24 protein-coding genes and 1 tRNA gene are annotated in these 24,226 nt (G+C 43.7%); 12 read left to right on the top strand and 13 right to left on the bottom strand.

Going from position 1 to position 24,226, the window contains the following annotated elements; all coding sequences use genetic code 11:
- Positions 1-51: 51 nt before the first annotated feature.
- Complete coding sequence (locus tag C1N53_RS17740; RefSeq protein WP_137760590.1) at positions 52-1,428, bottom strand: (Fe-S)-binding protein; 1,377 nt, start codon at positions 1,426-1,428, stop codon at positions 52-54.
- 167 nt (positions 1,429-1,595) lie between these two features.
- On the opposite strand from C1N53_RS17740, the gene C1N53_RS17735 reads away from it, so the two are divergent.
- Positions 1,596-1,668: transfer RNA gene (locus tag C1N53_RS17735), tRNA-Phe, on the top strand.
- 245 nt (positions 1,669-1,913) lie between these two features.
- Here the strand turns inward: C1N53_RS17735 and C1N53_RS17730 are convergent.
- Positions 1,914-3,011: a DnaJ domain-containing protein gene (locus tag C1N53_RS17730; RefSeq protein WP_137760589.1), complete on the bottom strand. Its 1,098-nt coding sequence runs from the start codon at positions 3,009-3,011 to the stop codon at positions 1,914-1,916.
- A gap of 152 nt (positions 3,012-3,163) precedes the next feature.
- On the opposite strand from C1N53_RS17730, the gene C1N53_RS17725 reads away from it, so the two are divergent.
- Genes C1N53_RS17725 through C1N53_RS17715 form a run of 3 tightly spaced genes read left to right on the top strand, consistent with a single transcriptional unit; the run spans position 3,164 to position 4,879 of the window.
- Positions 3,164-3,544, top strand: coding sequence for a phage holin family protein (locus C1N53_RS17725; protein ID WP_137760588.1), 381 nt, complete (start codon positions 3,164-3,166; stop codon positions 3,542-3,544).
- Entirely contained in the window at positions 3,541-4,125 is a 585-nt protein-coding gene (locus C1N53_RS17720) for a hypothetical protein (RefSeq protein ID WP_137760587.1), read from the top strand. The genes C1N53_RS17725 and C1N53_RS17720 overlap by 4 nt, the downstream gene beginning before the upstream one ends.
- On the top strand, positions 4,115-4,879 hold the full coding sequence (locus C1N53_RS17715; RefSeq protein WP_137760586.1) for a geranylgeranylglyceryl/heptaprenylglyceryl phosphate synthase: 765 nt from the start codon (positions 4,115-4,117) through the stop codon (positions 4,877-4,879). Before C1N53_RS17720 ends, C1N53_RS17715 begins: the two co-directional genes overlap by 11 nt.
- On the opposite strand, the gene C1N53_RS17710 is transcribed toward C1N53_RS17715, so the two are convergent.
- From C1N53_RS17710 to panC, 7 genes are all read right to left on the bottom strand, one after another.
- Positions 4,862-5,785 (bottom strand): helix-turn-helix domain-containing protein, encoded by a 924-nt coding sequence (locus C1N53_RS17710; RefSeq protein ID WP_137760585.1) that lies wholly within the window; start codon positions 5,783-5,785, stop codon positions 4,862-4,864. The two genes, C1N53_RS17715 and C1N53_RS17710, sit on opposite strands and share 18 nt — an antisense overlap.
- A gap of 160 nt (positions 5,786-5,945) precedes the next feature.
- Positions 5,946-7,085: an acyl-CoA dehydrogenase gene (locus tag C1N53_RS17705; RefSeq protein ID WP_137760584.1), complete on the bottom strand. Its 1,140-nt coding sequence runs from the start codon at positions 7,083-7,085 to the stop codon at positions 5,946-5,948.
- Positions 7,086-7,317: 232 nt separating this feature from the next.
- The gene (locus C1N53_RS17700) at positions 7,318-7,998 is read right to left on the bottom strand and encodes a zinc metallopeptidase (protein WP_137760583.1); all 681 of its coding nucleotides are present in this window, start codon (positions 7,996-7,998) and stop codon (positions 7,318-7,320) included.
- Between the two features lie 12 nt (positions 7,999-8,010).
- A complete protein-coding gene (gene rfaE2, locus C1N53_RS17695) occupies positions 8,011-8,502 on the bottom strand; it encodes a D-glycero-beta-D-manno-heptose 1-phosphate adenylyltransferase (RefSeq protein ID WP_137760582.1) in 492 nt (163 codons plus the stop codon).
- Positions 8,486-9,532: a lysylphosphatidylglycerol synthase transmembrane domain-containing protein gene (locus tag C1N53_RS17690; RefSeq protein ID WP_137760581.1), complete on the bottom strand. Its 1,047-nt coding sequence runs from the start codon at positions 9,530-9,532 to the stop codon at positions 8,486-8,488. Before C1N53_RS17690 ends, rfaE2 begins: the two co-directional genes overlap by 17 nt.
- A gap of 8 nt (positions 9,533-9,540) precedes the next feature.
- Complete coding sequence (gene panD / locus C1N53_RS17685) at positions 9,541-9,888, bottom strand: aspartate 1-decarboxylase (protein WP_137760580.1); 348 nt, start codon at positions 9,886-9,888, stop codon at positions 9,541-9,543.
- A 121-nt stretch (positions 9,889-10,009) separates the two neighbouring features.
- On the bottom strand, positions 10,010-10,861 hold the full coding sequence (gene panC, locus C1N53_RS17680) for a pantoate--beta-alanine ligase (RefSeq protein ID WP_137760579.1): 852 nt from the start codon (positions 10,859-10,861) through the stop codon (positions 10,010-10,012).
- 130 nt (positions 10,862-10,991) lie between these two features.
- Between panC and C1N53_RS17675 the strand changes: the two genes are divergently transcribed.
- From C1N53_RS17675 to glmS, 3 genes are all read left to right on the top strand, one after another.
- A complete protein-coding gene (locus C1N53_RS17675) occupies positions 10,992-11,801 on the top strand; it encodes a glycogen/starch synthase (RefSeq protein ID WP_137760578.1) in 810 nt (269 codons plus the stop codon).
- A complete protein-coding gene (locus C1N53_RS17670; protein WP_137760577.1) occupies positions 11,785-13,170 on the top strand; it encodes a DUF4270 family protein in 1,386 nt (461 codons plus the stop codon). Before C1N53_RS17675 ends, C1N53_RS17670 begins: the two co-directional genes overlap by 17 nt.
- Before the next feature lie 93 nt (positions 13,171-13,263).
- Positions 13,264-15,099, top strand: coding sequence for a glutamine--fructose-6-phosphate transaminase (isomerizing) (gene glmS / locus C1N53_RS17665; RefSeq protein ID WP_137760576.1), 1,836 nt, complete (start codon positions 13,264-13,266; stop codon positions 15,097-15,099).
- A 56-nt stretch (positions 15,100-15,155) separates the two neighbouring features.
- Here glmS and C1N53_RS17660 read toward each other — a convergent pair whose 3' ends face one another.
- Positions 15,156-15,842, bottom strand: coding sequence for a 3-hydroxyacyl-CoA dehydrogenase family protein (locus tag C1N53_RS17660; RefSeq protein WP_137760575.1), 687 nt, complete (start codon positions 15,840-15,842; stop codon positions 15,156-15,158).
- 165 nt (positions 15,843-16,007) lie between these two features.
- On the opposite strand from C1N53_RS17660, the gene C1N53_RS17655 reads away from it, so the two are divergent.
- Positions 16,008-16,388 (top strand): RidA family protein, encoded by a 381-nt coding sequence (locus tag C1N53_RS17655; RefSeq protein ID WP_137760574.1) that lies wholly within the window; start codon positions 16,008-16,010, stop codon positions 16,386-16,388.
- Positions 16,389-16,440: 52 nt separating this feature from the next.
- Here C1N53_RS17655 and C1N53_RS17650 read toward each other — a convergent pair whose 3' ends face one another.
- Entirely contained in the window at positions 16,441-17,430 is a 990-nt protein-coding gene (locus C1N53_RS17650; protein ID WP_240773261.1) for a YihY/virulence factor BrkB family protein, read from the bottom strand.
- 249 nt (positions 17,431-17,679) lie between these two features.
- Here C1N53_RS17650 and gltX point away from each other — a divergent pair, with 249 nt between their 5' ends.
- From gltX to C1N53_RS17635, 3 genes are all read left to right on the top strand, one after another.
- Positions 17,680-19,221, top strand: coding sequence for a glutamate--tRNA ligase (gene gltX / locus C1N53_RS17645; protein WP_137760572.1), 1,542 nt, complete (start codon positions 17,680-17,682; stop codon positions 19,219-19,221).
- A gap of 146 nt (positions 19,222-19,367) precedes the next feature.
- Positions 19,368-19,718 (top strand): hypothetical protein, encoded by a 351-nt coding sequence (locus C1N53_RS17640; protein ID WP_137760571.1) that lies wholly within the window; start codon positions 19,368-19,370, stop codon positions 19,716-19,718.
- A 46-nt stretch (positions 19,719-19,764) separates the two neighbouring features.
- Positions 19,765-20,532: a TIGR00266 family protein gene (locus C1N53_RS17635; RefSeq protein ID WP_137760570.1), complete on the top strand. Its 768-nt coding sequence runs from the start codon at positions 19,765-19,767 to the stop codon at positions 20,530-20,532.
- A gap of 376 nt (positions 20,533-20,908) precedes the next feature.
- Here the strand turns inward: C1N53_RS17635 and C1N53_RS17625 are convergent, their stop codons facing one another.
- Both C1N53_RS17625 and lptB read right to left on the bottom strand, forming a co-directional pair.
- Positions 20,909-22,393, bottom strand: a complete 1,485-nt coding sequence (locus C1N53_RS17625; protein ID WP_206077670.1) for a GH3 auxin-responsive promoter family protein — start codon at positions 22,391-22,393, stop codon at positions 20,909-20,911.
- Between the two features lie 57 nt (positions 22,394-22,450).
- A complete protein-coding gene (lptB, locus tag C1N53_RS17620) occupies positions 22,451-23,182 on the bottom strand; it encodes an LPS export ABC transporter ATP-binding protein (protein ID WP_137760567.1) in 732 nt (243 codons plus the stop codon).
- A gap of 179 nt (positions 23,183-23,361) precedes the next feature.
- Here lptB and C1N53_RS17615 point away from each other — a divergent pair, with 179 nt between their 5' ends.
- A complete protein-coding gene (locus tag C1N53_RS17615; RefSeq protein ID WP_240773260.1) occupies positions 23,362-24,201 on the top strand; it encodes a glycoside hydrolase family 25 protein in 840 nt (279 codons plus the stop codon).
- Positions 24,202-24,226: the final 25 nt, after the last annotated feature.

Genomic DNA, 24,226 nt, shown 5'->3' with positions numbered 1-24,226 from the left:
CATAAGACTTTTCTCCTAATATTATGTTGTCTTGTATCTTATATCTTGTATCTAATTTTTTGAAGGCACATAAATATCTTCTGCCCAGTTAAAGCGGTCGGCAGCCGGGAAAGCCCAAGGTGCACCATTGTTTTCTATGTTGGTGAACATGGCGTTAAGCGAGGCCGGAGCAGCTGATTCTTCCAGCACCAGGTAACGGCGCAGGTCCATGATGGTAGAAACCTGATCTATATTGACCGGGCAGGACTCGGTGCAGGCATTACAAGTAGTGCAGGCCCAAAGTTCTTCCGGTGTAATATAGCCACGCAACAAAGTATTTTCTTCTGTTACCTTTACACGCTCAGTCCCCTCATCCTTTCCATATCGGGCAGGATCATAGATAACAGGCGATTCACCCTTTTCTTCCATTCTGTCGCGGGTATCCATTACAATCTTACGAGGCGAAAGAAGTTTGCCTGTAATATTGGCCGGGCATACAGAGGTACAGCGGCCGCATTCCGTACAGGTATAAGCATCCATGAGCTGCTTCCAGGTGAGATCTTCCACGTCCTTAGCTCCGAAGCGCTGGATTACAGGGTTACCTTCTGCATCGGTTTCCGGAGCAGGTGGCTGGTAACTCGGGTCCAGCATAGCCTTTATTTCATGTGTAATAGCCGGGTTTGTAGTAAACTTGCCTCGGGGCAGCAGCTTAGAGTAGTATACATTCGGGAAGGCCATAATAATATGGAAGTGCTTGGAGCTTGGCAAGTAATTCATAAATGCCAAGATACCTATAATGTGTAGCCACCAGCCCACACGTTCGATCAGGTGCAGTGTTTGCGGGTTATCGCCAAACAGGTTAATCAAGGATTGGCTAATCGGGTATACTCCTGCGGCTTCTCCACCCTGCAACTCTACCAGCTTTAAGCCTGCAATATTAAAGGTAAAGAGTGCCAGCATCAGCACGATTTCTATTACCAGAATAGTATTAGCATCCATTTTCGGCCAGGCACGCATTTCAACCCCTTTCGCCAGGCGCGGCACTTTGGTTACATTGCGCCTCCACAGAAACATGGCACACGCCACAATTACCAGCGCTGCTAAGATTTCGTTGATAAACATCAGGGCACTGTAAACCGGCCCCAGAAAACCCAGCACACGATGCGTTCCAAAAACGCCATCTATCAGGATTTCGATTACCTCTACATTGATAACAATAAAGCCAATGTATACCACCAGGTGAAGCAAAGCCGGCAGCATGCGCTTAAACATTTTCTGCTGCCCGAATGCCACCAATAAAGTTTTATTAATGCGCTCCGATGGATTATCTGTCAGATCAAGATCGCGCCCCAGCAGGATGTTTTTTCTGATTTTCTGTATCTGCCACACAAACAGGCCGATACCTAAACCAGCCACAATCAGGAAGATAATATTCTCAAGTTGAATCACGGCAAAAGTATTCGTTATACATACTATTTTAAGTTAAAGATAGCAGAATAATAGGAATAAAGGCCCTCAGGCAATTTTTTTAAATATTTTTTGCAAGAATGTTTGCAACTTCAAAGTTAGTTACTACTTTTGCATACCCTTACGGAAGAGGGACACACAACAGAGCTGGTGATGTAGCTCAGTTGGTAGAGCAAAGGACTGAAAATCCTTGTGTCGGTGGTTCGATTCCACTCATCACCACTGGAAACCCTTGTCAGAAATGGCAAGGGTTTTTTGTTTTAGAAGCTGCAAGCGTAAACCTTATACCTATTTAACATACGCTATCCTTCTAGCATTACTTTTTCAGTTCTAAAAAGTTTTATTTTCAGATTCACATTCAACTTTTGTGCCTTCGCGAACCATAGAACATCACACTGGCTCTTAGTTGGCTAACTCTCCTTTTAATAATAAGGAGATCGCAGAAACGCTTCACCGGCTTTAGCTGACTACTTACAACTTGCCTTCAGCTCCAGAATTGCAGCACTATAGCCTAACCTATACGCTTCTCTGAGATGATGACAAGCCGCCTCCGTCTGATGCTGAGCTTGCTCAGTACGGGCTAACAGGTAGTAGACACGGCCATTGGTGGCATCTGCTTCCAGAACCTGTTTATAATCTGCCGCTGATTGCCTGTAATTACCTTTTTTATAAAAGCCAAAACCTCTGAAGGTGAGCGCTGTTGCCCACCTCTCACCACCTGCACTATGCCGTAAGAAAGCGTTAAAATCGGCAATCGCTTTATTGTACTGTTGCAGGTGAAACAAACGGGTCTCTCCACGTTCCAGATAAGCCGCAAACAAAGTGCTATCCAAAGAGAGTGCCTGCGTCAGGTCCTGCTCAGCCAGCCTGAACTGCGAAAGCTTCAGATAACATTTGCCGCGCATATAATACGTTTCAGCCTGTGCTGTTTCTTCCAGGCTTACAACCTGATTCAGGTCTTTTACAGCTGCCACATAATTTTCGTAAACATCCATCTCAATGCCAGCCCTGACTCTGTAAGCCTCAGCATGCTTGGGTTTAAAGTGAATGGTTTCCGTTAGCATGCTGTGCGCACTGCTGTATTTGCCATCTGCAATATAACTCAGAGCGGTTTTGTACTTATCTTCTCCGGTTATATGGTCCATGGTGGCTTTCAGCAGAAGGCTAAAGATGAGCATAAATGCCATGAAGCCAAGCGTGATGTACAGGTCCTTTCGCACAAAACGTCTCTCTTCGCGCTTTGGCATAGTACGGTAATAACGTTCCGAAACAGGCGCAGGCGGCCTGGTCTGGCGATAGCGCGGATTGTAATAAGGCTGTTGCTGCTGCATTACCTGCTGCTGTTCGCTCAGGTATAAAAGCCTTAAATCGTACCGGGCTCTTTTTGTTGGATCCGAAAGCGTTTGATAGGCGGCATTTACTAATTTAAATTGCTCTTCGGCATACAGGTTTCCAGGGTTCTTATCAGGGTGATATTGTACTGCGAGCTTCTTATAGGCTTGCTTAATATCCTGCTGCGAAGCTTGCTGGCTTACGCCTAAAATTGTATAGAAATTCTTTTCCAAAAAGATAAATTACTAAAACAGTTAGCTTTAAATTTAGTTAAGTTCGTACAAAAAACTCTTAATTCCCGTACTACATTTTTAGCATACTTTACTTTACGTAAATTTTTAGAGCTACAATCGTATATACTAAAAGCAAAATAAAGCTAAGAACTATGGTAAACCAAGACAACGGAACCCGGGAGAAAAACCCCAATCTTATCGAAAACCTGATGGGGTACATTGATACCCGTATTGATATTATCCGATTAGAGATCCAGGAAAAACTTAAAGCTGCTTTTGTAAGTACCATTCATGGTGTTTTACTGGGTTTTGCAGCCTTCATGAGCCTTATATTTGTGAACATCTTTATAGGGCTGCTGCTAAACCACCTGCTTGACAGCTCTTTCTGGGGCTTTGGCATTGTAGCTTTATTCTATATTATACTGTTAGTGATACTGGTGGTGGGGCTTGATAAAAAAGCATTTAACAGTCTGGCAGATAAAACGTTTGATAACACGATATATAAAAAAGATAAACGAGATAATTCTATATGAGCGAGGCAAACAACCCACTTTTCGACAATCAAAGAGATTTCCTGGAGCGCCAGAAAGAAGAATACAAGAAAGCTCTCATGGGAGATGTGGAGCAGATAAAAACACAGTCGCAGGAAATTGGCAAAAAGGTAGCGATAGCCGGTGGTATTCTGGTAGCAGGCCTTTTACTTCGTCGCATGTTTGGCGGGAGTAAAAAAAAAAGCAAAAAGCTAAAAAAAGCCGCCAGTCCTCTGCAAATCAGTCACAGCAATAGCTCCGAGGTCTCTTCAAGCGTTGTTAACTATAACTCTCTTTTGCATGAGCAGGAAGATGGCTATACCGTGTCGTCGGAGCGCATGCATCACCATGTGCAGGCACGGCAGCCAGAGTCTACCGCTATAGCAAAAGGGTTTCTCAGTTCCGAATTGGCACAGATGATCACTCACCAATTGGCGGCTCTTTTAATGGTGTACATTACAAAAAAGGTAGAAGAATATTTAAAAAGTATCCCAAATAATAACGATATTGCTACTCAACAACCCATAGAGGTCACAGAAATAGAAACAACTGAGTACATTTATCCAGAAAAGGATGCCCTTTAAAGAATTTTGCCAACCAGAGCAGCTACACCCAGGCAGGAAGTTTTTTGCCGTATTATTAGACCCTGATAACCTTGATGAGGCGGCCTGCTTGAACCTGCTCTCTCTTAGTGAAATAAATCCAATTGACTTTTTCTTTATCGGGGGCAGCCTTGTTACCTCCAGTTACCAGGCTGCTCTTATACAGCTTATCAAAGCAAACAGCAACACTCCGATCATCCTTTTCCCAAGCAGCAGTTTGCATATTGATAAAGACGCTGACGGAATTTTGCTTCTATCTCTGATATCGGGCCGCAACCCCGACCTGCTGATTGGCCAGCACGTTATTTCTGCACCGATTCTTAAAACCAGTAAGCTTAAAATATTCCCGACGGGCTACATGCTTGTTGACTCCGGCCGCCAGACAACCGCCTCCTACATGAGCGGAACCACACCCATTCCTTACGATAAGCCTACCATTGCTGCCTGTACCGCCATGGCCGGGGAACAACTGGGCCTCCGCTACATCTACATGGACGGTGGCAGTGGTGCTCAGAAACCGATCAGCGCTGAAATGATTTCCGCTGTGAAGGAAGCGGTTGATATACCTGTTATTATTGGTGGAGGCATTAACACCACAGAGAAGGCAAAGGTTGTTTTAGATGCAGGAGCCGATGTAATTGTAGTTGGCAACCACATAGAAAAAAACCCCAGCTTTTTAGCTGAGGTTTCTCATCTTGTTGCTTCTTACAATGTAGCCTTAGATGTTCATCGCTGATTCGCGGCGACGCATCTTACCAGCTGGTATACCAAACATCATCTTAAAGCGACGACAGAAGTAAGCGGTATCTTTGTAGCCTACGTCTTTGCCAATCTCACGGATGCTCTTCTTGGTAGTGCGCAGCAGGAACACAGCACGCTCCATTCGCTGGTATTCAATATAATCCTGAGGATTGATACCTGTCAGCATTTTGAAATACTGCCCTACATAGTCTTCTGAAACGTTGGCAACATTTGAAAGCACTTTATTAGACAGATCGCCACCCAGGTTCTCCTTAATATAATTGAACAGGTCGATAAGGCGCGGATCTTTAAAGTAAGTGCTGTTGGTAGCCAGCTGCTCCACAAACATTCTGTTACGCAGGATATGGCGAACAATCTCCACCACAATATTTTCTGTGTAAATGTTGATGAGGCGCTCTTTACCTGGCAAATCCTGCATGCTTTCCTCTACAACCTTAATAACCAGGTTCGCTAATTTGTTGTTACCAGAAATCAGGAACGCAGGCACATCAAGAGAAGCGAAGAAGTTTACTGAATCAAATACTTTTGCCTCAAAGCTCACATAACTGTGGCTCTCTTCAGCATCGCCTATCAGATCCAGGTCGTTATTGCTTCTGAAAAACTTCTCTCTGTTGGTGATTAAATCATCGTTAGAGATCGTTTTCCCATCGTTGGCGCCATACCTTACCTTTGCACTACGGCCACCAGGTATAAAAAGCAGTTCTCCTTCTTCTACCATCTGCTCTTCATCACCAAAGAAAATGCTGCCTTTATGCAAAAGGATTAAATTGTTGCCGACGTCATAGTAGTTGCGAACCGTAAAGGGCTGCTGCAACACCAGATTCTTAGCCTTAATGAACCTAACCCCTAGCGATTCAATAATCTTATTGTAATCTTCCATGTATGTTACCCACTAACTTTTATACTACAAAGCGTTTAATTTTGGCCTAAAGCTAAGATTAATCTTTATAAAATTCAAATTATTTTTAAAAATTAAATTTTAATTCAGAAATCTATATACAAGACTTAACACACACAGAAACAAAGATTTATAGCATTTTTTACTTAAGTAATTCTCTCGAAATTACTATTTTTTGTATCTCTGATGTACCCTCGTAAATTTGTGTAATTTTAGCATCGCGCATTAAACGCTCAACATGGTACTCTTTTACGAATCCGTAACCACCATGAATCTGCACGGCTTCTACCGTTGTATCCATTGCCACTTTTGAGGCAAACAACTTCGCCATAGCACCCGATTTTGTATAATCCTGATGCGTATCTTTATGGAAAGCCGCCTGCAGGCATAGTAAACGTGCTGATTCTATGTTAGTGGCCATCTCAGCCAGTTTAAACTGTATTGCCTGGTGCTTGGAAATTTCCACGCCAAATGCTTTACGTTCCTTTGAATACTTCAGCGCCAGTTCGTAAGCCCCTGAGGCAATGCCCAAAGCCTGTGACGCAATACCAATGCGCCCACCGCTTAACGTAGACATTGCAAACTTAAACCCGAAGCCATCTTCCCCGATGCGGTTTTCTTTAGGCACCTTCACATCTGTAAACATTAACGAATGTGTATCAGAACCTCGTATACCTAATTTGTTTTCTTTTGGCCCTACCACGAAGCCCTCCATATCCCGCTCTACAATAAGGGCATTAATACCTCTGTGTCCTTTCTCAGGGTTTGTCTGTGCAATTACTATATATACCGAAGCTGTACTGCCGTTGGTAATCCAGTTTTTTGTACCGTTCAGCAGGTAGTAATCTCCTTTATCCTCGGCTGTGGTTCTCTGTGAAGTAGCATCTGAGCCAGCCTCAGGCTCAGACAAGCAGAAAGCACCTATTATTTCTCCTGTTGCCAGGCGTGGCAAGTATTTTTGTTTCTGCTCTTCGTTACCATACTTCTCCAGGCCCCAGCAAACTAAAGAGTTGTTAACAGACATAACTACAGAAGCAGAAGCATCTACTTTGGAGATTTCTTCCATCGCAAGCACATAGGCTACGGTATCCATACCTCCTCCATTATACTTAGGGTCAACCATCATTCCCATAAAACCCAACTCTCCCATTTTCCTGATTTGCTCAGCAGGGAATTTCTGATGTTCGTCGCGCTCAATTACGCCAGGCAACAACTCTGTCTGTGCAAACTCACGGGCGGCAGCCTGTACTGCCAGGTGTTCTTCTGTTAACTGAAAGTTCATGCTTTAATTTAGTTTTAGTTTAGTAGTCCTTTTAGATCGATGCTTTACCTCACCAGGGAGATAAATAATTGGCTATTCCAAATTTATAAAAATTTGTTATGCATGCCTACATTATTGGCTGCTTATTTACAATACGGCTATATTACTATATGGCTACAGGCATTGCATAAAAAAAGCCACTTGCTTTTACAAGCAAGTGGCTTTCTGCAAATGAATATCCAACTACAGGTTGTTAATCACGGCGGCCCATCAGCAGCGACACATAGTACAGCAGTGTTGCTAAAGAACCCAACGCGGCTACTACATATGTTAAGGCAGCCCATTTAAGTGCATCCTTCGACATAGCATATTCCTGCTTGTTTACAATATTATTGCTGCCAATCCAGGCCAGGGCTCGCTTACTGGCATCGAACTCTACAGGCAGTGTAATAAAGCTGAACAGGGTGGTTAAGGCAAATAAGGCAACACCAATGGCCAGCGGAATAGGGGTTGTCTGTATCATCAGAATACCGATCAGAATGATCCACTGCATGTAACGCGAGGCAATGCTAAGCGCAGGCACCATGGCCGAACGGAACTTCAAGAAACCGTAAGCTCTTGCGTGTTGCACTGCGTGCCCACACTCGTGCGCCGCAACAGCTGCAGCGGCTGCACTTCGTGCCTCATACACATATTCGCTTAGGTTTACCGTTTTATCGGCAGGATTGTAATGGTCTGTTAAACGGCCGGCTACAGATATAACCCGTACATCATGGATGCCGTTATCGGCCAACATCATTTCGGCAACCTCACGGCCGGTCAGGCCGGATTGCAACGGAATCTGAGAGTACTTCTGAAACTTGCTTTTTAAGCGCCAGCTGATCCACATGCTTAACAGCATGAAGACAATTGCAATTAAATATATTCCAGGCATCTTTATACTTGTTTAATTAGGTTTAACTTGGTTTTCTATCTTACGCACAATGTTCGTGGTGGAGTACCCTTTTACGAGAGGCACTGTTTTCACTTCGCCTCCCCTGGCCATAACGACCTCGTGCCCCACAATATTTTCTACTGAATAATCATCGCCTTTTACAAGTATATCAGGCTGCACTGCCTTAATTAACTCCAGCGGCGTGTCTTCGTCGAAAAGCACTACTGCATCAATAAACAATAAGGATGCCATAACACGTGCGCGTGACATTTCGTCCTGCAACGGACGATCAGAACCTTTTATACGGCTGATAGAGGCATCTGTGTTAAGCCCAAGCACTAATTTATCGCCAAGTTGTCTGGCTTTTTCAAGATAGTCCACGTGCCCCAGGTGCAGCAGATCAAAGCAGCCATTGGTGAAGACTATCTTCTCGCCCTGGCTCCGCCAGCTGCCCAGCAGGTTTTGTAATTGTGGTAAAGAAAGGATTTTATCGCTCGACTTCATGTTGCACTTCTGATCTGGTTAGCGTGGCCTCGGCCCCGGCTTCCGGAGGCTTTACCATACTTGCTATAAAGCTAAGCACTCCCATCAGAACAACCAAAAGTGTTTGCGAAGTATGGGCAACCAGCGCATAAGCCATGCCGGCTTCTTTGCTAACACCATACAGCAAAAGCGTGGTTTGCACCAGCAGATGGTAAACACCTACGCCTCCCTGTACAGGCGCCGCCATTCCCAGGCTACCGATAACCAGGATTGACAAGCCTGCCGTCCAGGAAAGATGTGCTGTGCCAGGCAAAGCATAAAAAACGACCCAGCTCATGGTAAAATACATAAACCATACAAAAACAGTATGAGCCCAGAATCTGCTCTGGCTTTCGAGTTTGGCAATACTGAAAATTCCCTGCAGCATACCTTTTACAAAAGCAACTACTTTCAGAAAGAAAGCATTTTTTTTCAGCTTGTTGAAATATAGCACGCCTGTTGCCAAAAACAGGAACACCAAAATAAGAAGGATAGCCCCCAACAGGTAGAAAGAGGAGAAATTCTGCTCCAGGCTGTTGTACTTATCCTGAAAAAGGCCAATGAAAAAGTCTCGTAAACGGCCAAACTCCAGCAGGAAAGTAAGCCCCAGCGCCACCAGTAACATGACAGTATCGATAAAGCGCTCTGCTATAACCGTACCGAAAGCAGTATTAACAGGTATGCCGTTTGTGCGTTTAAGTACGCTGCACCGCACCACCTCCCCCATTCGCGGCAGCACCAGGTTCGCCACATAGCCTACCATCATGGCATTGTACGTGTTAATTAAAGAAGGCCTGTAATCAGCGGTCTTTAATTGCATTTGCCAGCGGTAGGCACGGCTAAAGTAGGCAGCCACCCCCATCAGCAACGATAGTATAATCCAGAAGTAATTTACGTTCTGAAGCTCTGCCCACAGTTTTTCAAAATCCAGCTCCTTTAAGGCGTACCACATCAGAAATGCAGATACAGCCAGAAGTAAACTATACTTTAAAACAGAAAGCAGCTTTTTCATGTGCGGGCTTATACCAGGCGGTTGTGCTGATCAGGGAATACCAATGTTGGGGTATGGTTTTTGGCGTCTTCGAACTTAATGCTGCAGTAAGAGATAACGATTACAATATCGCCTACCTGTACTTTCCGTGCAGCCGGGCCGTTCAGGCAAACGGTACCTGTGCCACGTTCACCCTTAATAACATATGTTTCGAAGCGCTCACCGTTGTTTATGTTTACAATCTGCACTTTTTCATTCTCCACTATATTAGCTGCATCCATCAAATCTTCGTCAATGGTGATGCTACCTACATAATGTAACTCCGCCTGCGTAACCTTACAACGGTGAATTTTAGATTTTAAAACCTCAATATACATGGTTTGTTTTTGAAATAAAGGCGCAATTTATAGAATAAGCAGGAAATTAACTATCAAGCCTAAAACTGCTTTATAGCGGCTTGCCTCCTGTTTACGCTATAGCATAAACAACCTGCATCCATTATAAATTCACCAACAGATTATCTATTAAGCGCACCTCGCCTACATGAGCAGCCATACATAAGGCCACCTCTTTGCCGGAGCCAGGCTCCAAATGCTCTACAGGCTGCAGTGTAAGCGCATCTGCTATTTCAAAATATTCCAGGTTTATCCCTTCTACCTGGTGAAGATAAGCTTTTACCTCGTCTTTTATAACAAAAACAGGTTGCTTTCTTAACAACTCTTGCGCCAGCTGCAGCGACTTATATAAGTGTGCTGCCTGTTCGCGCTGCTGCGCTGTAAGCCTTTTGTTGCGCGACGACATGGCCAGGCCACTCTCCTCTCGCACGGTTGGGTAACAGACCAGCTGCAGATCGAAGCTCAGCCCATACACCAGCTGCCGGATAATGGCTACCTGCTGCAGGTCCTTCTGCCCGAAATAGGCTTTATGCGGCTGTACAATATGAAAGAGTTTGCTAACCACAGTGGCTACTCCGTTAAAATGCCCGGGGCGATGCTCTCCCTCCATAACTGCTTCTAATTTTCCGAAACTAAACTGCAGCAGAGACTGTTGAGGATATACCTCCTCTGCATTTGGGGCAAACAGAAGATCACAGCCAACACGCTCAAGCAGTGCTGTATCCTGCTCTAAAGTGCGCGGATAAAGTTTATAATCGTCAGGATTATTGAATTGTGTGGGGTTAACAAAGATACTACAGATGGTAATATCATTTTCTTTTTTTGAGGCACGCAATAGTTGCAGATGCCCCTCATGCAGTGCGCCCATTGTAGGTACAAACCCGATCTGCTGTCCATTGCAGCGAAAGGTCTGCACCTGTTCTTTCAGGATGCTGGTCTGCGTTATAACTTCCATGAATGGTTTCTTTTAAGAAATAGTAAAAGTCGGCAAATGTAAGTTATAGCAGATAAAATTGAAAATTAGAAAAAAAAATACTAATTTTGCACGTCCCATAGTCTTGCTTATTAATTTTTAATATCATACCATGTCAAAATTGCGAATATTATACGCCGCCACTGAAATTAATCCTTTCTTACAAACCACGAAAGTAGCAGAATTTCTGAACACTCTTCCGCAGGGGATGCAAGAGCGAGGCATGGAAATCCGTATCTTCGTTCCTAGGTTTGGGCTTATTAACGAACGAAAGAACCGTTTACACGAAGTTGTACGCCTTTCAGGCATCAATATTGCTGTTGGAGATGATGAAAAACCATTAGTTATCAAGGTTGCATCCATTCCAAATGCCAAACTCCAGGTTTATTTTATCGATAACGAAGACTATTTTCACAGAAAATCCGTTTTCGTTGATAAAAATAATAAGTTTCACCAGGACAATGACGAAAGGGCTATTTTCTTCTGCAAAGGCGTATTGGAAACAGTAAAAAAATTAGGCTGGTCTCCTGACATTGTACACTGCAACGACTGGATGACAGGCCTGATTCCTATGTACCTGAAAACAACTTACAAGAAAGACCCTATCTTTAAGGATGCAAAGTCTATGTTTACGGTTTATAACCATAACTATAAGCATTCTTTCGGTGACCTGGTAGAAAAAGTTAAGATGTTGGATATAGATGACAGTATGCTTACAAACTTACAATCTGCCGACATAGACAGCTTTATTAAGGTAGGTATGGAATATGCCGACTCAGTTATAAAAACAAACGAAGATTTCAGCGAAAACATAAACGCTCTCTTTAGTGACTTTATGCTCACCAAAAGCATAAACACTGTTAGCGCAGACGACAACTTACTTGATTCTTACTATAACCTTTATAATGAACTCAGCCGTTAGAAGACTCCTCTTTTTCTTCTTTTCCATTGCCGCTTTTTCAGCCTGTCAGGATCCGACAGATATTGGTCTTAATTTACAAAAGGATGAAGACCTGATAGGGACAACCTTTATAGAACTTCCTGTAAATACAGGTACAGTTCTTTTAAATGACTCTATTCTTTCTTATCGGCAAATACCACTAATCGGCCAATATACTGATCCCGCACTTGGTGCAGTAAAGTCTACTGCTTTTACTGAATTTGGTATAGCCGGTTCAGACCTTACTTTTGGTGTAAATGCCCAGGCGGTATCTATGGAATTAACGCTTGATTATTCAGGGGTTTATGGCAATGCTGGTAGCAACAATTTAACACTTAGCGTACACAGACTCACAGAAGGATTTAACGACAGAACTTCTTATTTTACAAACTCTGCCCTGCCTTACGAAAGTACACCGCTAGGAACAGCTACTATCACACCTAAAATGCTAAAAAAGGCAAATAGCAGCACAGATTCTACATCGGCTGAGAATAAAATCAAAATTGCGCTTAACCTGGATTTTGCCAACAGTATTCTGGCTCAGAGAACTTTTGCAAGCCAGGAAAGCTTTGCCAATTTTGTACGAGGTTTGGCTATAGTGCCGAGCAATGGCACTTCTTCTAACCTGCTCTTTCTCAACTACGCAGCCGACACAAGTAAAATTACATTAACCTACAAATTGAACGGCTCAGAAGAGCTTCTTAAATATACCTTCCGGTTTAACTATAGCGACGTCAGGTATTTTAACCGTGTGGTAGCAGACAGAGCAGGTACAGCAGTTGAAACACTTCAAAACAAAGGAGACTTTGTTGCTGCATCTGAAACAGGAGGAGAAAGCTATATTCAGGCAAATACTGCCCTGTTAACAAAAGTTGTTATTCCTGAGCTGGCAAGACTAAAAGAACAGATAGGAAACGTTATCATTAACCGTGCTGAACTTGTGCTGCCTATAAAAGATGCCTCCCGCACAGGCTATTTAACAGCTCCGCCTCAGCTGGTGCTTTACCGTACCAACAATAACAACCGTATTGCAAGAAATACAAATGGAGAGCAGCTTACAGTACAGGGAGACAGGTACAGCCTGCAAACCTCTACAAATTACCCGGCTGTGCTTTCTATACCGGCTAAAAAAGAGCTTTACACCGTTAATATTACTTCTTATGTGCAGGCTCTTATGCTGGGCGATGTTCCTAATAATGAATTGTTAGTAGGTGCGGCTTCTGTAACCAGTTCGTCTACAACGCAGGGAGCATTAACTGTTTCTTTACAGCCTCTGCCATATAGAACCATTATTACCAACACGCCTACACAGCCTGCCAAGCTGCTTATCTACTATTCTAAGCTAAATTAGAAAATATTATTTTAGTGCAATTATTATTATATTAATACAATTAGGTACCTTTGCACAGGGGTACCTAATTGTATTAAAAAAAATTCTATTATTATGTGTGGAATTGTAGCATATGTCGGGCACAGAGAAGCCAGCCCAATCATTATCAAAGGCCTTAAACGCTTAGAATACAGAGGGTATGATAGTGCCGGAATAGCACTATTAAACGGAGACCTGAATGTATACAAGAAAAAAGGCAAAGTAAGCAAACTTGAAAACTTCCTGGCAGAGCAGGATGTACACAGTAACATTGGCATGGGCCATACACGTTGGGCCACACATGGTGAACCGAACGATGTAAATGCACACCCACACTATTCTACTTCAGGTAATCTGGCCATCATTCACAATGGTATTATTGAGAATTATGCCAGCTTAAAAAAGCTGCTCATTGAAAAAGGCCATACCTTTAAAAGTGAGACTGATTCTGAAGTATTCATCAACTTGATTGAAGAAATTCGAATTCAGAATAAATGTAACCTGGTGGAAGCTGTACGCCTGGCCTTACATGAGGTGGTAGGAGCATACGCGATTGTAGTTCTTGCCAAAGATTCTCCAAATCAATTGGTAGCCGCACGCAAAGGCAGTCCGCTGGTAGTTGGTATCGGAGAAGGTGAATACTTCTTAGCTTCTGATGCAACTCCTATTATTGAGTATACCAACGATGTTGTATACCTGAACGACCTGGAGATAGCTGTTATCAGAGATGGAGAACTGGATATCCGCTCTATAGAGGATGTGAAGCAGACACCTTACATTCACAAGCTGGAGCTGGCACTGGAGCAGATAGAAAAAGGCGGCTATGAGCACTTCATGTTGAAGGAGATCTATGAGCAGCCCCGCTCTATCATGGATAGTATGCGTGGCAGGTTAATAGCAGAAAAATACCAGCTTATGCTGGGCGGCCTTCGTGAGTTCGAAAACAAATTTGTGAATGCCGACAGAATATTAATTGTAGCCTGCGGTACCTCGTGGCATGCAGGTCTTGTAGCAGAATATTTGATAGAAGACTTAGCTCGCATTCCGGTTGAAGTAGAATACGCTTCAGAATTCCGTTACAGAAATCCTGTTATTAAAGAGTCGGATATAGTAATAGCTATTTCCCAGTCTGGCGAAACAGCTGATACACTGGCAGCACTGGAGCTGGCTAAATCTAAAGGCGCTACTATTTTCGGGATTTGCAACGTAGTAGGTTCATCTATAGCCCGTGCTACAGATGCAGGCGCTTATACGCATGCTGGTCCGGAAATTGGTGTAGCCAGTACCAAAGCGTTTACAGCACAAGTTACCGTACTTTCGCTGATTGCCATGTTCATCGGCAGCAAACGAGGCACTATCGAAACCAGCAAGCTACACCAGCTGATGGTTGAGCTGGAAAACATACCAGCAAAAGTAGAGCAATGCCTGCAACAAGATAAAAAGATTCAGGAAATTGCTGAGCTCTTCAAAGATGCCACAAACTTCATCTACCTGGGCCGTGGTTATAATTTCCCGGTGGCGCTGGAGGGTGCGCTTAAGCTGAAAGAGATCTCTTACATTCACGCAGAAGGATACCCTGCCGCAGAAATGAAACACGGCCCGATCGCGCTGATAGACGAGAACATGCCGGTTGTATTTATTGCTACAAAAGACAGCTCTTACGAGAAGGTTGTATCGAATATACAGGAAGTTAGAGCACGTAAAGGACGTGTGATAGCTATTGTAACAGAAGGAGACACGGTTATTCCTGCAATGGCAGAGTTCGTAATTGAAGTACCGGATACAAGCGAACATCTTGTGCCACTGCTTTCTGTTATTCCATTACAATTGCTTTCTTACTACATTGCTGTGCTAAGAGGCTGTAACGTTGACCAGCCACGCAACCTGGCAAAATCTGTTACAGTTGAGTAATAGCACAACATCAGTATTGTATAAAAGAAAAGGGAGCCGTTCGGCTCCCTTTTCTTTTATACAATACTGAATTGCTCACCCTTTAGGTACATTGTCTTCAAGAGTGGGCATATCTTGTAACGCTCGTCTTTGGTATCTTCATATACTGCCTGCAATACTTCGTACACATTTTTTACTCCTATCTGGTTTGCCCATTCAAACGGACCTTTCGGGTAGTTGGTCCCTAACTTCATTCCTGAATCTATGGCAGAAACGGACGCAGTTCCTTCTTGCAACGTATAACAGGCCTCATTTATAATCATGCACAAGATCCTTGGTGTAACCATACCAACACGATCATCTACAAGCAAATAAGCTGTTCCTAACGCTTTACAGATATGGCTTAGAATGGCTTCATCTGCTGGTTTCAGTAAGCTTACCTCCAGCACGTCGCGGTTAAGCAGCGTAGGCAAACCATTAAAGCCAATAAGGGTACACGAGTGCTCCAGGTTTACCATCCTTGCCAAAGCTGCCAACTGTGTAGTAACCACATTACAAAAAACAACCTGCTCTTTTCTGTACTTCATTAATCTGCCAGGCTGTTCGTGCAGCAGAAAATCAAAAACAACATCCGGCTTTTGCAGCAGCGCGTCAGAAGCATCGTCAGGCAGAAGAAAAGTATAGCTGTTGCCGCTATTCTCTTCCGGAAACTTGAGTTTAAATGCTGCGGCCATATCCGGACCAGATAGAATGATTACTTGCATAACGTTATTTAAACAACCCTTTACTGAAAATTAGCGACAGACGCCGTTGATGGTAAAACATCAGAAAGGCTTGTAATACCGGACACGCTGCACGCTTTGCCTTTTGTCTCATTACTTATTTCTGTAGCTTTGAAGTAAAGATAAACATTAAATTTAATCTGGATTATGGCACATACTATTATCAACTCTCCTCATGCCCCGGCACCAATAGGCCCCTACAGCCAGGCAACCATGATAAACGGAACACTTTACGTATCCGGGCAAATTGCTTTGGATGCACAAAGCGGCGAATTAGTAGGCGGAACTATAGAGGAGGAAACACACCAAGTTATGAAGAACCTGAAAGCTATCTTATCAGAAGCGGGAATGGAATTCGAGAACGTGCTGAAGTGCTCTATTTTTGTAAAGGACCTGAACAACTTTGGCAAAATAAACGAAACCTACGGCAGCTACTTTACCAGCAATCCACCAGCTCGAGAAACAGTAGAAGTAAGCCGTTTGCCTAAAGATGTGAATGTTGAGATTTCCTGTATAGCCGCCTTGTAAACAGCTAGCTACTCTTTGGCAGGGCACTTAAAGCCGCCCAACAGAAGAGTAGCTAGATATTTTCTCCTGCCGAAAGCCTGCCTTTTTCCTCTTTCTGCTCATCTACCTTAACCTCATCCGCATATACTTCCTGGGCATGCTTGCCAGGCTCTTTATTTACAGCTGTTTTACCTACTTCAATTTCCTGCCTTACAATGCGCACAGCATAATCAGCTGGGTATATGTTAAACCCATACTTTCTGGAATACACAAAAGTGAACACGGCTCCAAAAAATATAAACTGCGACACCAGAAAAACCCAGGTAAGAATAACAATAACAGAGCCTGCCGCGCCATACATAGATCCCACATCGGCTGTACCCAGGTAAAACCCTATAATACTTCTGGCAATTGAAAACAGCAGTGCTGTTACCAGCCCCCCAACCCATACATCGCGCCATTTTATTTTGGCATCGGGCAGGTATTTGTAGACACAGGAAAACAGAAAAGTGAGGATAACCAATACCGTAAAGAAGTTAAAGACATGCAGCACATACACAACCCAACCAGAGAAACGGGCTGTCAGAAAATTACCCACCACTACCAACACAGCATTTGCAAGCAGAAAAACTATTACCAGCGCTGCAATGCCCAGTATCATGCCAAAAGACAAAAACCTGTCCAGCACCAGTTTCAGCAGTCCCCGCTTCGGAACAGGTTTTACGCACCATATCTCGTTAAGGGAATCTTGCATAGAAATAAAAGCACCGGTAGCTGCTATAAAGAGAGTAACAGTACTTACAATAGTGGCAAAGTTAATATCGGTAAAAGCATTTACATTCTCCACCATCTTTTGTACCTCATAAGCACTCTCCGTTCCTATAAGCTCTTTTAGCTGGTAATAGATCTCACCTGAAACGGCCTGCTCACTAAAAAAATAACCGGTCAGGTTAATAATGATGATCAGTACCGGAGGTAAAGCAAAAATGGTATAGTAAGAAAGTGCTGCTCCCTTCTGAAAAGAATTATTATCAATAAACTCAAGCGTAGTTTCCTTGAGCAAGCCCCATAACTTTTTTAACCGCCGCAGCAACATGATTTTCAGGTTTTTAATACTATAACCCCATAAGCAGGATTTTGGTTATAGCTATATTCGGTTATTGCTACTTATACAGGTACTCCCATAATTTTGCCTGAAGCAGCTAGCAGCTAAAAGCAGAAGCATCTATTACAGCAGGTCCTTATTTATTCATGCTACATAATTTTGTACCTTTGTGGCTCATTTAGAAATTACTCCCTAGAGATAACATACATGGAAAGAGAAGTTAGAGTCCGCTTTGCCCCAAGCCCTACCGGGCCTCTCCATATAGGAGGTGTTCGCACTGCCTTATATAATTATTTGTTTGCCCGCAAATCTGGCGGCAAAATGATTTTACGTATCGAGGATACAGACCAGAATCGTTTTGTGCCTGGCGCAGAAGATTATATAAGAGAAGCACTGGAATGGAGTGGTGTAGAGTTGGATGAAAGCCCATGGAAAGGTGGTCCTTACGGCCCATACCGCCAGTCGGAGCGTAAGCCAATGTACATGCAATATGCACTGCAACTGGTGGAGCAGGGATACGCCTATTACGCTTTTGATACGGCAGAAGAACTGGATGCTATGCGGGAACGCTTAAAGGCTGCAAAAGTAGCAACACCCCAGTACAATGCCATTACACGTGCTACGATGAAGAATTCCCTTACATTACCAGAAGACGAAGTAAAGCGTCGCCTGGAGTCGGGGGAGCCGTATGTTATCCGGCTGAAGGTGCCCCGCAAAGAGGAAATACGCCTGAAGGATATGATTCGTGGTTGGGTAATGGTACACTCTTCGGCCATAGATGATAAAGTACTGATGAAGTCGGATGGCATGCCTACTTACCACCTGGCTAACATTGTAGATGACCACCTGATGGAGATCACACACGTGATTCGTGGAGAGGAATGGTTGCCTTCTGCCCCCCTGCACGTGTTACTTTACCGCTACTTAGGTTGGGAAGACACGATGCCGCAATTTGCCCACCTCCCACTTCTGCTCAAACCAGACGGCAACGGTAAGCTGAGCAAGCGCGACGGCGATAAATTTGGTTTCCCGGTTTTTCCGTTAGAGTGGCAGGATCCGTTTACAGGCGAAAAGTCTATTGGGTATCGTGAAAATGGCTTCCTTCCTGAAGCTTTTATCAACTTCCTGGCCTTCTTGGGCTGGAACCCGGGCACACAACAGGAGCTGTTCTCTATACCTGAACTCATTGAAGCTTTCAGCATTGAGCGTATAGGAAAATCCGGCACAAAATTCGACTGGCAGAAGGCCCGCTGGTTTAATGAGCAGTACCTGAGGGCGAAGCCAAATGAAGAATTGGCTCAATATCTTCTAAAAGAGCTGGAAGAGCGCCACATTACCTGTTCTTTTGATCAAGCTGTGAAAATTAGCGGCATCATGAAAGAACGTGTCACTTTCCCAAGCGATTTCTGGCAGGAATCTTCCTACTTCTTTGAGGCTCCTGCTACTTATAATGAGAAAGTAGCTGCAAAGAAATGGAACAGCCAAGTGGTTGCGGTTTTTGAGGAATTCAAAAACGAACTAGAGGCATTACCCAACTATAATGCCGATACTATAAAAGATCTTCTAAATGCTGTTTTAGAGCGCCAAAGCATGAAAATTGGCCAGGTAATGCAGGCTTTACGCCTGGCAATTACAGGCTTGGAAGCAGGCCCGGATCTGATGCAAATTATTGAAGTAATTGGTGCCGCTGAAGCAAAATCAAGAATAGAAACTGCTATTGTTAAGCTGGAACAGTATGCTTCGGCTTAAGTAGTGTTTATAGAATTTTTTTGAAAGGCCAGCTTTAAAGCTGGCCTTTCTGTTTTACAATTTGCTATACCCTGCCTTGCTTCTACTACATTATGTAACTAAATCACTTCTTTCTCCTTATAACAGTTACACTTAATACTACAAGTATGGCGAAGAAAAAAGAATCTAAGAGCAAAAAGAAGGCTCGCGTACATAAAGACCTGGAAGGTTTTGAAATACAGGTAAACCAGCAGGGAGAGATTACCTCTAACTATAGCATCGATCAGATAAATGAGTTTCTTAACCGGAATGTAGAAGATAAAAAACTTGTAAAGCGTGATGCGGCTGAAAAAGCAAAGCGTGAAGAGGAAGAAGAGTACCATATAGAAGAAGGGGAAGAAGTAGAAGAAACAGATGAAGACTTCGTACGGAACACCAATGCTGTATCAGACGATGAAGATGAGGTAGACCTGCCTAAAGCCCGCAAAAAAGGCAATGGAGAAGAGGAAGAGGATTAACAATTTTGGTATCTTGTACCAGGATAAACCTCTTTTAATCTGAACTATGAGAAATTCACACGAAATTGATTACAAGATTTTTGGTAACGATATTCAGGTACTGGAGATCGAGCTAGACCCAAATGAAACTGTAATTGCAGAAGCTGGCGCCATGGTATACATGGAAGACGGCATTGATTTTCAAACGAAGATGGGTGACGGCTCTAATCCCAGCCAAGGTTTTTTAGGAAAGCTGGTATCGGCAGGGGCACGTATGATTACAGGTGAGTCGCTTTTTATGACGCACTTTACGCACCGTGGCTATGGCAAGAGCCGTGTTGCTTTTTCTGCCCCATATCCTGGCACAATTCTGCCTATCGACTTGCGTGATATCCCCACCAGGAGCTTAATAGCTCAGAAAGATGCTTTCCTGGCCGCAGCTCTGGGCACAAAGGTTAGCATTCATTTTAACCAGCGCTTTGGCTCCGGCCTGTTTGGTGGTGAGGGCTTTATCCTGCAACGTTTAGAAGGCGACGGACTTGCTTTTCTGCATGCGGGCGGTACCATTGTAGAGAAACACCTGAATAACGAAACGCTGAGAGTAGACACTGGCTGCGTAGTGGCTTTTGAAGAAGGAATTGATTTTAGCATTCAGCAGGCAGGCGGTTTAAAATCAATGATATTTGGTGGTGAAGGGCTTTTCTTAGCTACATTGCGTGGCACTGGCCGTGTATGGTTGCAGTCGATGCCTGTGAAAAAACTGATTGAGGCACTTATGCCTCGTGGGCAAAATGCCAATAAAGAAGGCGGCTTCTTCAGCAGCTTTATGGAGTAACGGCTAAGATGACTGCACTTTTAAGTAAAATCATACACAATGGCTCCAGAAGTTAAACACACATGGCGTGCCGTTAACAGGATGTTGACCATCATCAACCTTTCCTTGTGTATGGTGCTGACCGGACAAGGTTTTATCTATGAAAGAGTAAGAGGTAACACAGTACCTGTATACCTGAACATGCTTCTTCTATTTATTTTAAGCTTTGTTGTATTCATAGCTTTTTACCGGTTGCTCAGTTAATAGCTATACCTAAGGTACAGCATTATAAAAAAGCGCCCGACAACTTATATTTGCCGGGCGCTTTTTGTTTATCAGTTCAGATGTTAAAGAGCAATATGAGTTATTAGATGCTACCACTCAAGAACTGTCAGTATTAACTCTCAACCAGCGATATGATTTCCTCCAGGTACTCTCTTGAATTAGACAAGCGTGGAATCTTATTCTGGCCGCCTAATTTGCCTTTCTTGCTAAGCCAGCTCAGGAAAGTTCCTTGTGGAACAGCATGCACAATAGGAGCCTGCAAAGCAATATCCTTGTGCCGTTTGGCATCGTAGTCGGAGTTGATCTCACGCAGTGTCTGGTCGAGCACTTCTGTAAAACGCTCCAGGTTATCAGGCGATTTCTCAAATTCTATCAGCCATTCATGCCCACCCCGCTTGCCACTCTCCATGTATACGGGTGCTGCTGTAAAATTAGTAATAATGGCTCCTGTTGCCTTACAGGCTTTTGTAATGGCTACCTCTGCATTTTCTACAATCACTTCTTCGCCAAAAGCATTAATAAAATGTTTGGTGCGGCCTGAGATTTTAATGCGATATGGTTTAATGCTTGTAAAGCGAATGGTATCGCCTATCTTGTAGCGCCACAAGCCGGCGTTAGTTGAGATAATTAGGGCGTAATTTTTACCTAACTCCACCTGATCCAACGTTAATGCTTTAGGGTTTTCCTCTTCGATCTGGTCCATGGGAATAAACTCATAGAAAACACCATAGTCCAGCATCAGGAGCATTTCATCTTCCGTATTGCACTGATCCTGTATACCAAAGAAGCCCTCGGAGGCATTGTAAACCTCCATGTAGTTCATTTTATCTGTCGGAATAATTTCCTTGAACAGCTGACGGTAAGGTCCAAATGCCACAGCACCGTGCGTAAACAATTCTATGCTGGGCCATACTTCTGTAATATCTTTTTTACCTGTCACCTCCAGAATACGCTTGAGCAATACATAGGTCCAGGTAGGTACGCCACTCAGGCTGGTTACATTTTCATCCACAGTTGTCTCCACCATCTTCGCAATCTTCTCCTCCCAGTTGTCCATTAGAGCAACTTTAAGAGGAGGTGTACGCATGGCTTCGGCCCAGATGGGCAGGTTCTGCATGATAACCGCCGACACATCACCGCAGGAAATCTTTGCATTATACTCGCTTGGCCGATGGCTACCTCCAATAGAAAGGGCCTTACCCGTAAAAAGCTTTGTTTCCGGGTAATTATTCACATAAATGGAGAGCATGTCTTTGCCACCTTTATAATGACAGTCTTCCAGCGATTCGGGGCTAACCGGTATATACTTGCTTCGGGCATTTGTTGTGCCCGAAGATTTAGCAAACCACTCAATTCTACTTGGCCACAGCACATTCTGCTCTCCCTTCAGCACCCTTTCAATTTCAGGAAACAGGTCTTCGTAAGTGCTTACAGGAACCCGCTCCTGAAACTCCCTTACAGATTTGATATCTCTGTAACCATACTTTTTACCCCAGTCTGTATTTTTAGCCGTTTCTATCAGGTTAAAAAAGAGCTCTTCCTGTACCTCATGTGGGTTTTCACGGAAATGATCTATCTGATCAATCCGCTTCTTCATGACCCACGTCACAATTGAGTTAATGATTTCCAAAGTCTTATTCCTGGTAGTGGTTAGTTATATCTTTCGCTTCAGCTCGAAGTGTTTACCTAAGTATACACGCCGTACCTGCTCATCGGCAGCCAGATCTTCTGCTGTTCCGGATTTTAATATTTTTCCTTCAAACAGCAAATAGGCTCTGTCTGTAATAGAAAGGGTTTCGTTTACGTTATGGTCGGTAATAAGGATGCCAATGTTCTTGCTTTTCAGTTTGGCTACTATACTCTGGATTTCTTCTACTGCAATTGGGTCTACACCGGCAAAAGGCTCATCCAGCAAAACAAACTTAGGATCTACTGCCAGTGCACGGGCAATCTCTGTCCGGCGGCGCTCCCCTCCCGATAGCACAATGCCCTTGTTTTTGCGCACATGCGTGAGAGAAAACTCCTCCAGCAGTTCCTCTACTTTGTCACGCTGCTCCTGCTTTGGCCTATCGGTCATTTCCAATACAGCCATGATATTCTCTTCTACCGTTAGCTGCCTGAAAACCGAGGCTTCCTGGGCCAGGTAGCCTACTCCGCGTTTGGCACGCTTGTACATCGGCAGATCGGTAATGTCTTCTTTATCCAGGTAAATTTTCCCCTTGTTTGGCTTTACCAGGCCCACAATCATGTAAAAGGATGTTGTTTTACCAGCTCCGTTAGGGCCCAGCAATCCAACAATCTCCCCCTGGTTTACTTCCACGCTCACGTCGTTTACGACCATGCGCGATTTATATTTTTTAAATAAGTTGTCTGCTCGCAGTATCATCGGGCTAATTTAAGCATTAAAGGTACACCCTGCAACGAGCGTACCACGGCATAAGCCGCTATAACCATGCCATCTGGTTAGTGAAGGCAATAAATGATTTATTTTTGAAATATTAATCTATTATCTGGCTTTATGTACTTGCTTTTATGCCGATCGGCTTGTAGCTTGTAAGGCCTTTTATGATACTGAACATGTTTGTTGCTTTATTTACTTCCGTTCCGCAGAAACTGATTTTTTCTGGCTTGTTACTTTACGCCAGCATAACCGGTGCTTCTTTAGAAGGCACCGAAAAAACTAATACTACTACTTCTAACAACACTGCCGCTATAAGCAGCACCAATAATTTTATTACGTCTTCAAGTCTAAAAGGGATAGATGTTTCGAGGTGGCAAAAAGAAGTAGACTGGCCCTTGGTAAAAGAGGCCGAAGTAAGTTTCGCCTTTGTAAAAGCCACACAGAGCGATTTCAGGCAGGACCCTTACTTTTACAGGAACTGGGAAGAAACAAAGCGGGTAGGCATTAAACGAGGTGCTTATCATTTTTTTATTCCTACAGCTCCTATTCAAGGCCAGATTGATAATTTTAAAGCCACTGTACGATTAGAACCAGGTGATCTGCCGCCTGTACTGGATATTGAGGTAGCTGCTGCCAATATGAGCGGTGAAGAACTGCGCCAAAATATCCGCACCTGGTTAGAAGGTATTACAGAACACTACGGCATCAAACCTATTATTTATACTAACCAGACTTATTACCGCCGCTGGCTGCAGGGGCACTTTCAGGAGTACCATTTCTGGATAGCCCGCTATAATACAGCAGAACCCGATGTACACCACACCGACAGGTGGTTATTCTGGCAATACTCCGACAGAGGCAACATACCAGGCATCAGCGCTGCTGTAGACATGAATTTCTTTGTTGGCGACTGGGACACGCTCCACCTGATGTGCCTGCCGGAATTTGTGCAGGCTAATGAAAATCCTCTGATGCAGTTTAAGCACATACAGCCTTTGCCGTAGCTGGCTAAAGGGTCAATCTCCTAAA

Source organism: Pontibacter sp. SGAir0037 (assembly GCF_005491705.1).
In the GTDB taxonomy this organism is placed as follows: Bacteria; Bacteroidota; Bacteroidia; order Cytophagales; family Hymenobacteraceae; genus Pontibacter.
This window is presented reverse-complemented; position numbering and strand designations above follow the sequence as displayed.

What these genes read in the sequence shown, in the direction of transcription:
- C1N53_RS17725 (WP_137760588.1), top strand. Translation starts at nt 3,164, where the DNA reads ATGGTAAACCAAGACAACGGAACCCGGGAGAAAAACCCCAATCTTATC.
- C1N53_RS17720 (WP_137760587.1), top strand. Translation starts at nt 3,541, where the DNA reads ATGAGCGAGGCAAACAACCCACTTTTCGACAATCAAAGAGATTTCCTG.
- C1N53_RS17715 (WP_137760586.1), top strand. Translation starts at nt 4,115, where the DNA reads ATGCCCTTTAAAGAATTTTGCCAACCAGAGCAGCTACACCCAGGCAGG.
- C1N53_RS17710 (WP_137760585.1), bottom strand. Translation starts at nt 5,785, where the DNA reads ATGGAAGATTACAATAAGATTATTGAATCGCTAGGGGTTAGGTTCATT.
- C1N53_RS17705 (WP_137760584.1), bottom strand. Translation starts at nt 7,085, where the DNA reads ATGAACTTTCAGTTAACAGAAGAACACCTGGCAGTACAGGCTGCCGCC.
- C1N53_RS17700 (WP_137760583.1), bottom strand. Translation starts at nt 7,998, where the DNA reads ATGCCTGGAATATATTTAATTGCAATTGTCTTCATGCTGTTAAGCATG.
- rfaE2 (WP_137760582.1), bottom strand. Translation starts at nt 8,502, where the DNA reads ATGAAGTCGAGCGATAAAATCCTTTCTTTACCACAATTACAAAACCTG.
- C1N53_RS17690 (WP_137760581.1), bottom strand. Translation starts at nt 9,532, where the DNA reads ATGAAAAAGCTGCTTTCTGTTTTAAAGTATAGTTTACTTCTGGCTGTA.
- panD (WP_137760580.1), bottom strand. Translation starts at nt 9,888, where the DNA reads ATGTATATTGAGGTTTTAAAATCTAAAATTCACCGTTGTAAGGTTACG.
- panC (WP_137760579.1), bottom strand. Translation starts at nt 10,861, where the DNA reads ATGGAAGTTATAACGCAGACCAGCATCCTGAAAGAACAGGTGCAGACC.
- C1N53_RS17675 (WP_137760578.1), top strand. Translation starts at nt 10,992, where the DNA reads ATGTCAAAATTGCGAATATTATACGCCGCCACTGAAATTAATCCTTTC.
- C1N53_RS17670 (WP_137760577.1), top strand. Translation starts at nt 11,785, where the DNA reads ATGAACTCAGCCGTTAGAAGACTCCTCTTTTTCTTCTTTTCCATTGCC.
- glmS (WP_137760576.1), top strand. Translation starts at nt 13,264, where the DNA reads ATGTGTGGAATTGTAGCATATGTCGGGCACAGAGAAGCCAGCCCAATC.
- C1N53_RS17660 (WP_137760575.1), bottom strand. Translation starts at nt 15,842, where the DNA reads ATGCAAGTAATCATTCTATCTGGTCCGGATATGGCCGCAGCATTTAAA.
- C1N53_RS17655 (WP_137760574.1), top strand. Translation starts at nt 16,008, where the DNA reads ATGGCACATACTATTATCAACTCTCCTCATGCCCCGGCACCAATAGGC.
- gltX (WP_137760572.1), top strand. Translation starts at nt 17,680, where the DNA reads ATGGAAAGAGAAGTTAGAGTCCGCTTTGCCCCAAGCCCTACCGGGCCT.
- C1N53_RS17640 (WP_137760571.1), top strand. Translation starts at nt 19,368, where the DNA reads ATGGCGAAGAAAAAAGAATCTAAGAGCAAAAAGAAGGCTCGCGTACAT.
- C1N53_RS17635 (WP_137760570.1), top strand. Translation starts at nt 19,765, where the DNA reads ATGAGAAATTCACACGAAATTGATTACAAGATTTTTGGTAACGATATT.
- C1N53_RS17625 (WP_206077670.1), bottom strand. Translation starts at nt 22,393, where the DNA reads ATGAAGAAGCGGATTGATCAGATAGATCATTTCCGTGAAAACCCACAT.
- lptB (WP_137760567.1), bottom strand. Translation starts at nt 23,182, where the DNA reads ATGATACTGCGAGCAGACAACTTATTTAAAAAATATAAATCGCGCATG.
- C1N53_RS17615 (WP_240773260.1), top strand. Translation starts at nt 23,362, where the DNA reads ATGATACTGAACATGTTTGTTGCTTTATTTACTTCCGTTCCGCAGAAA.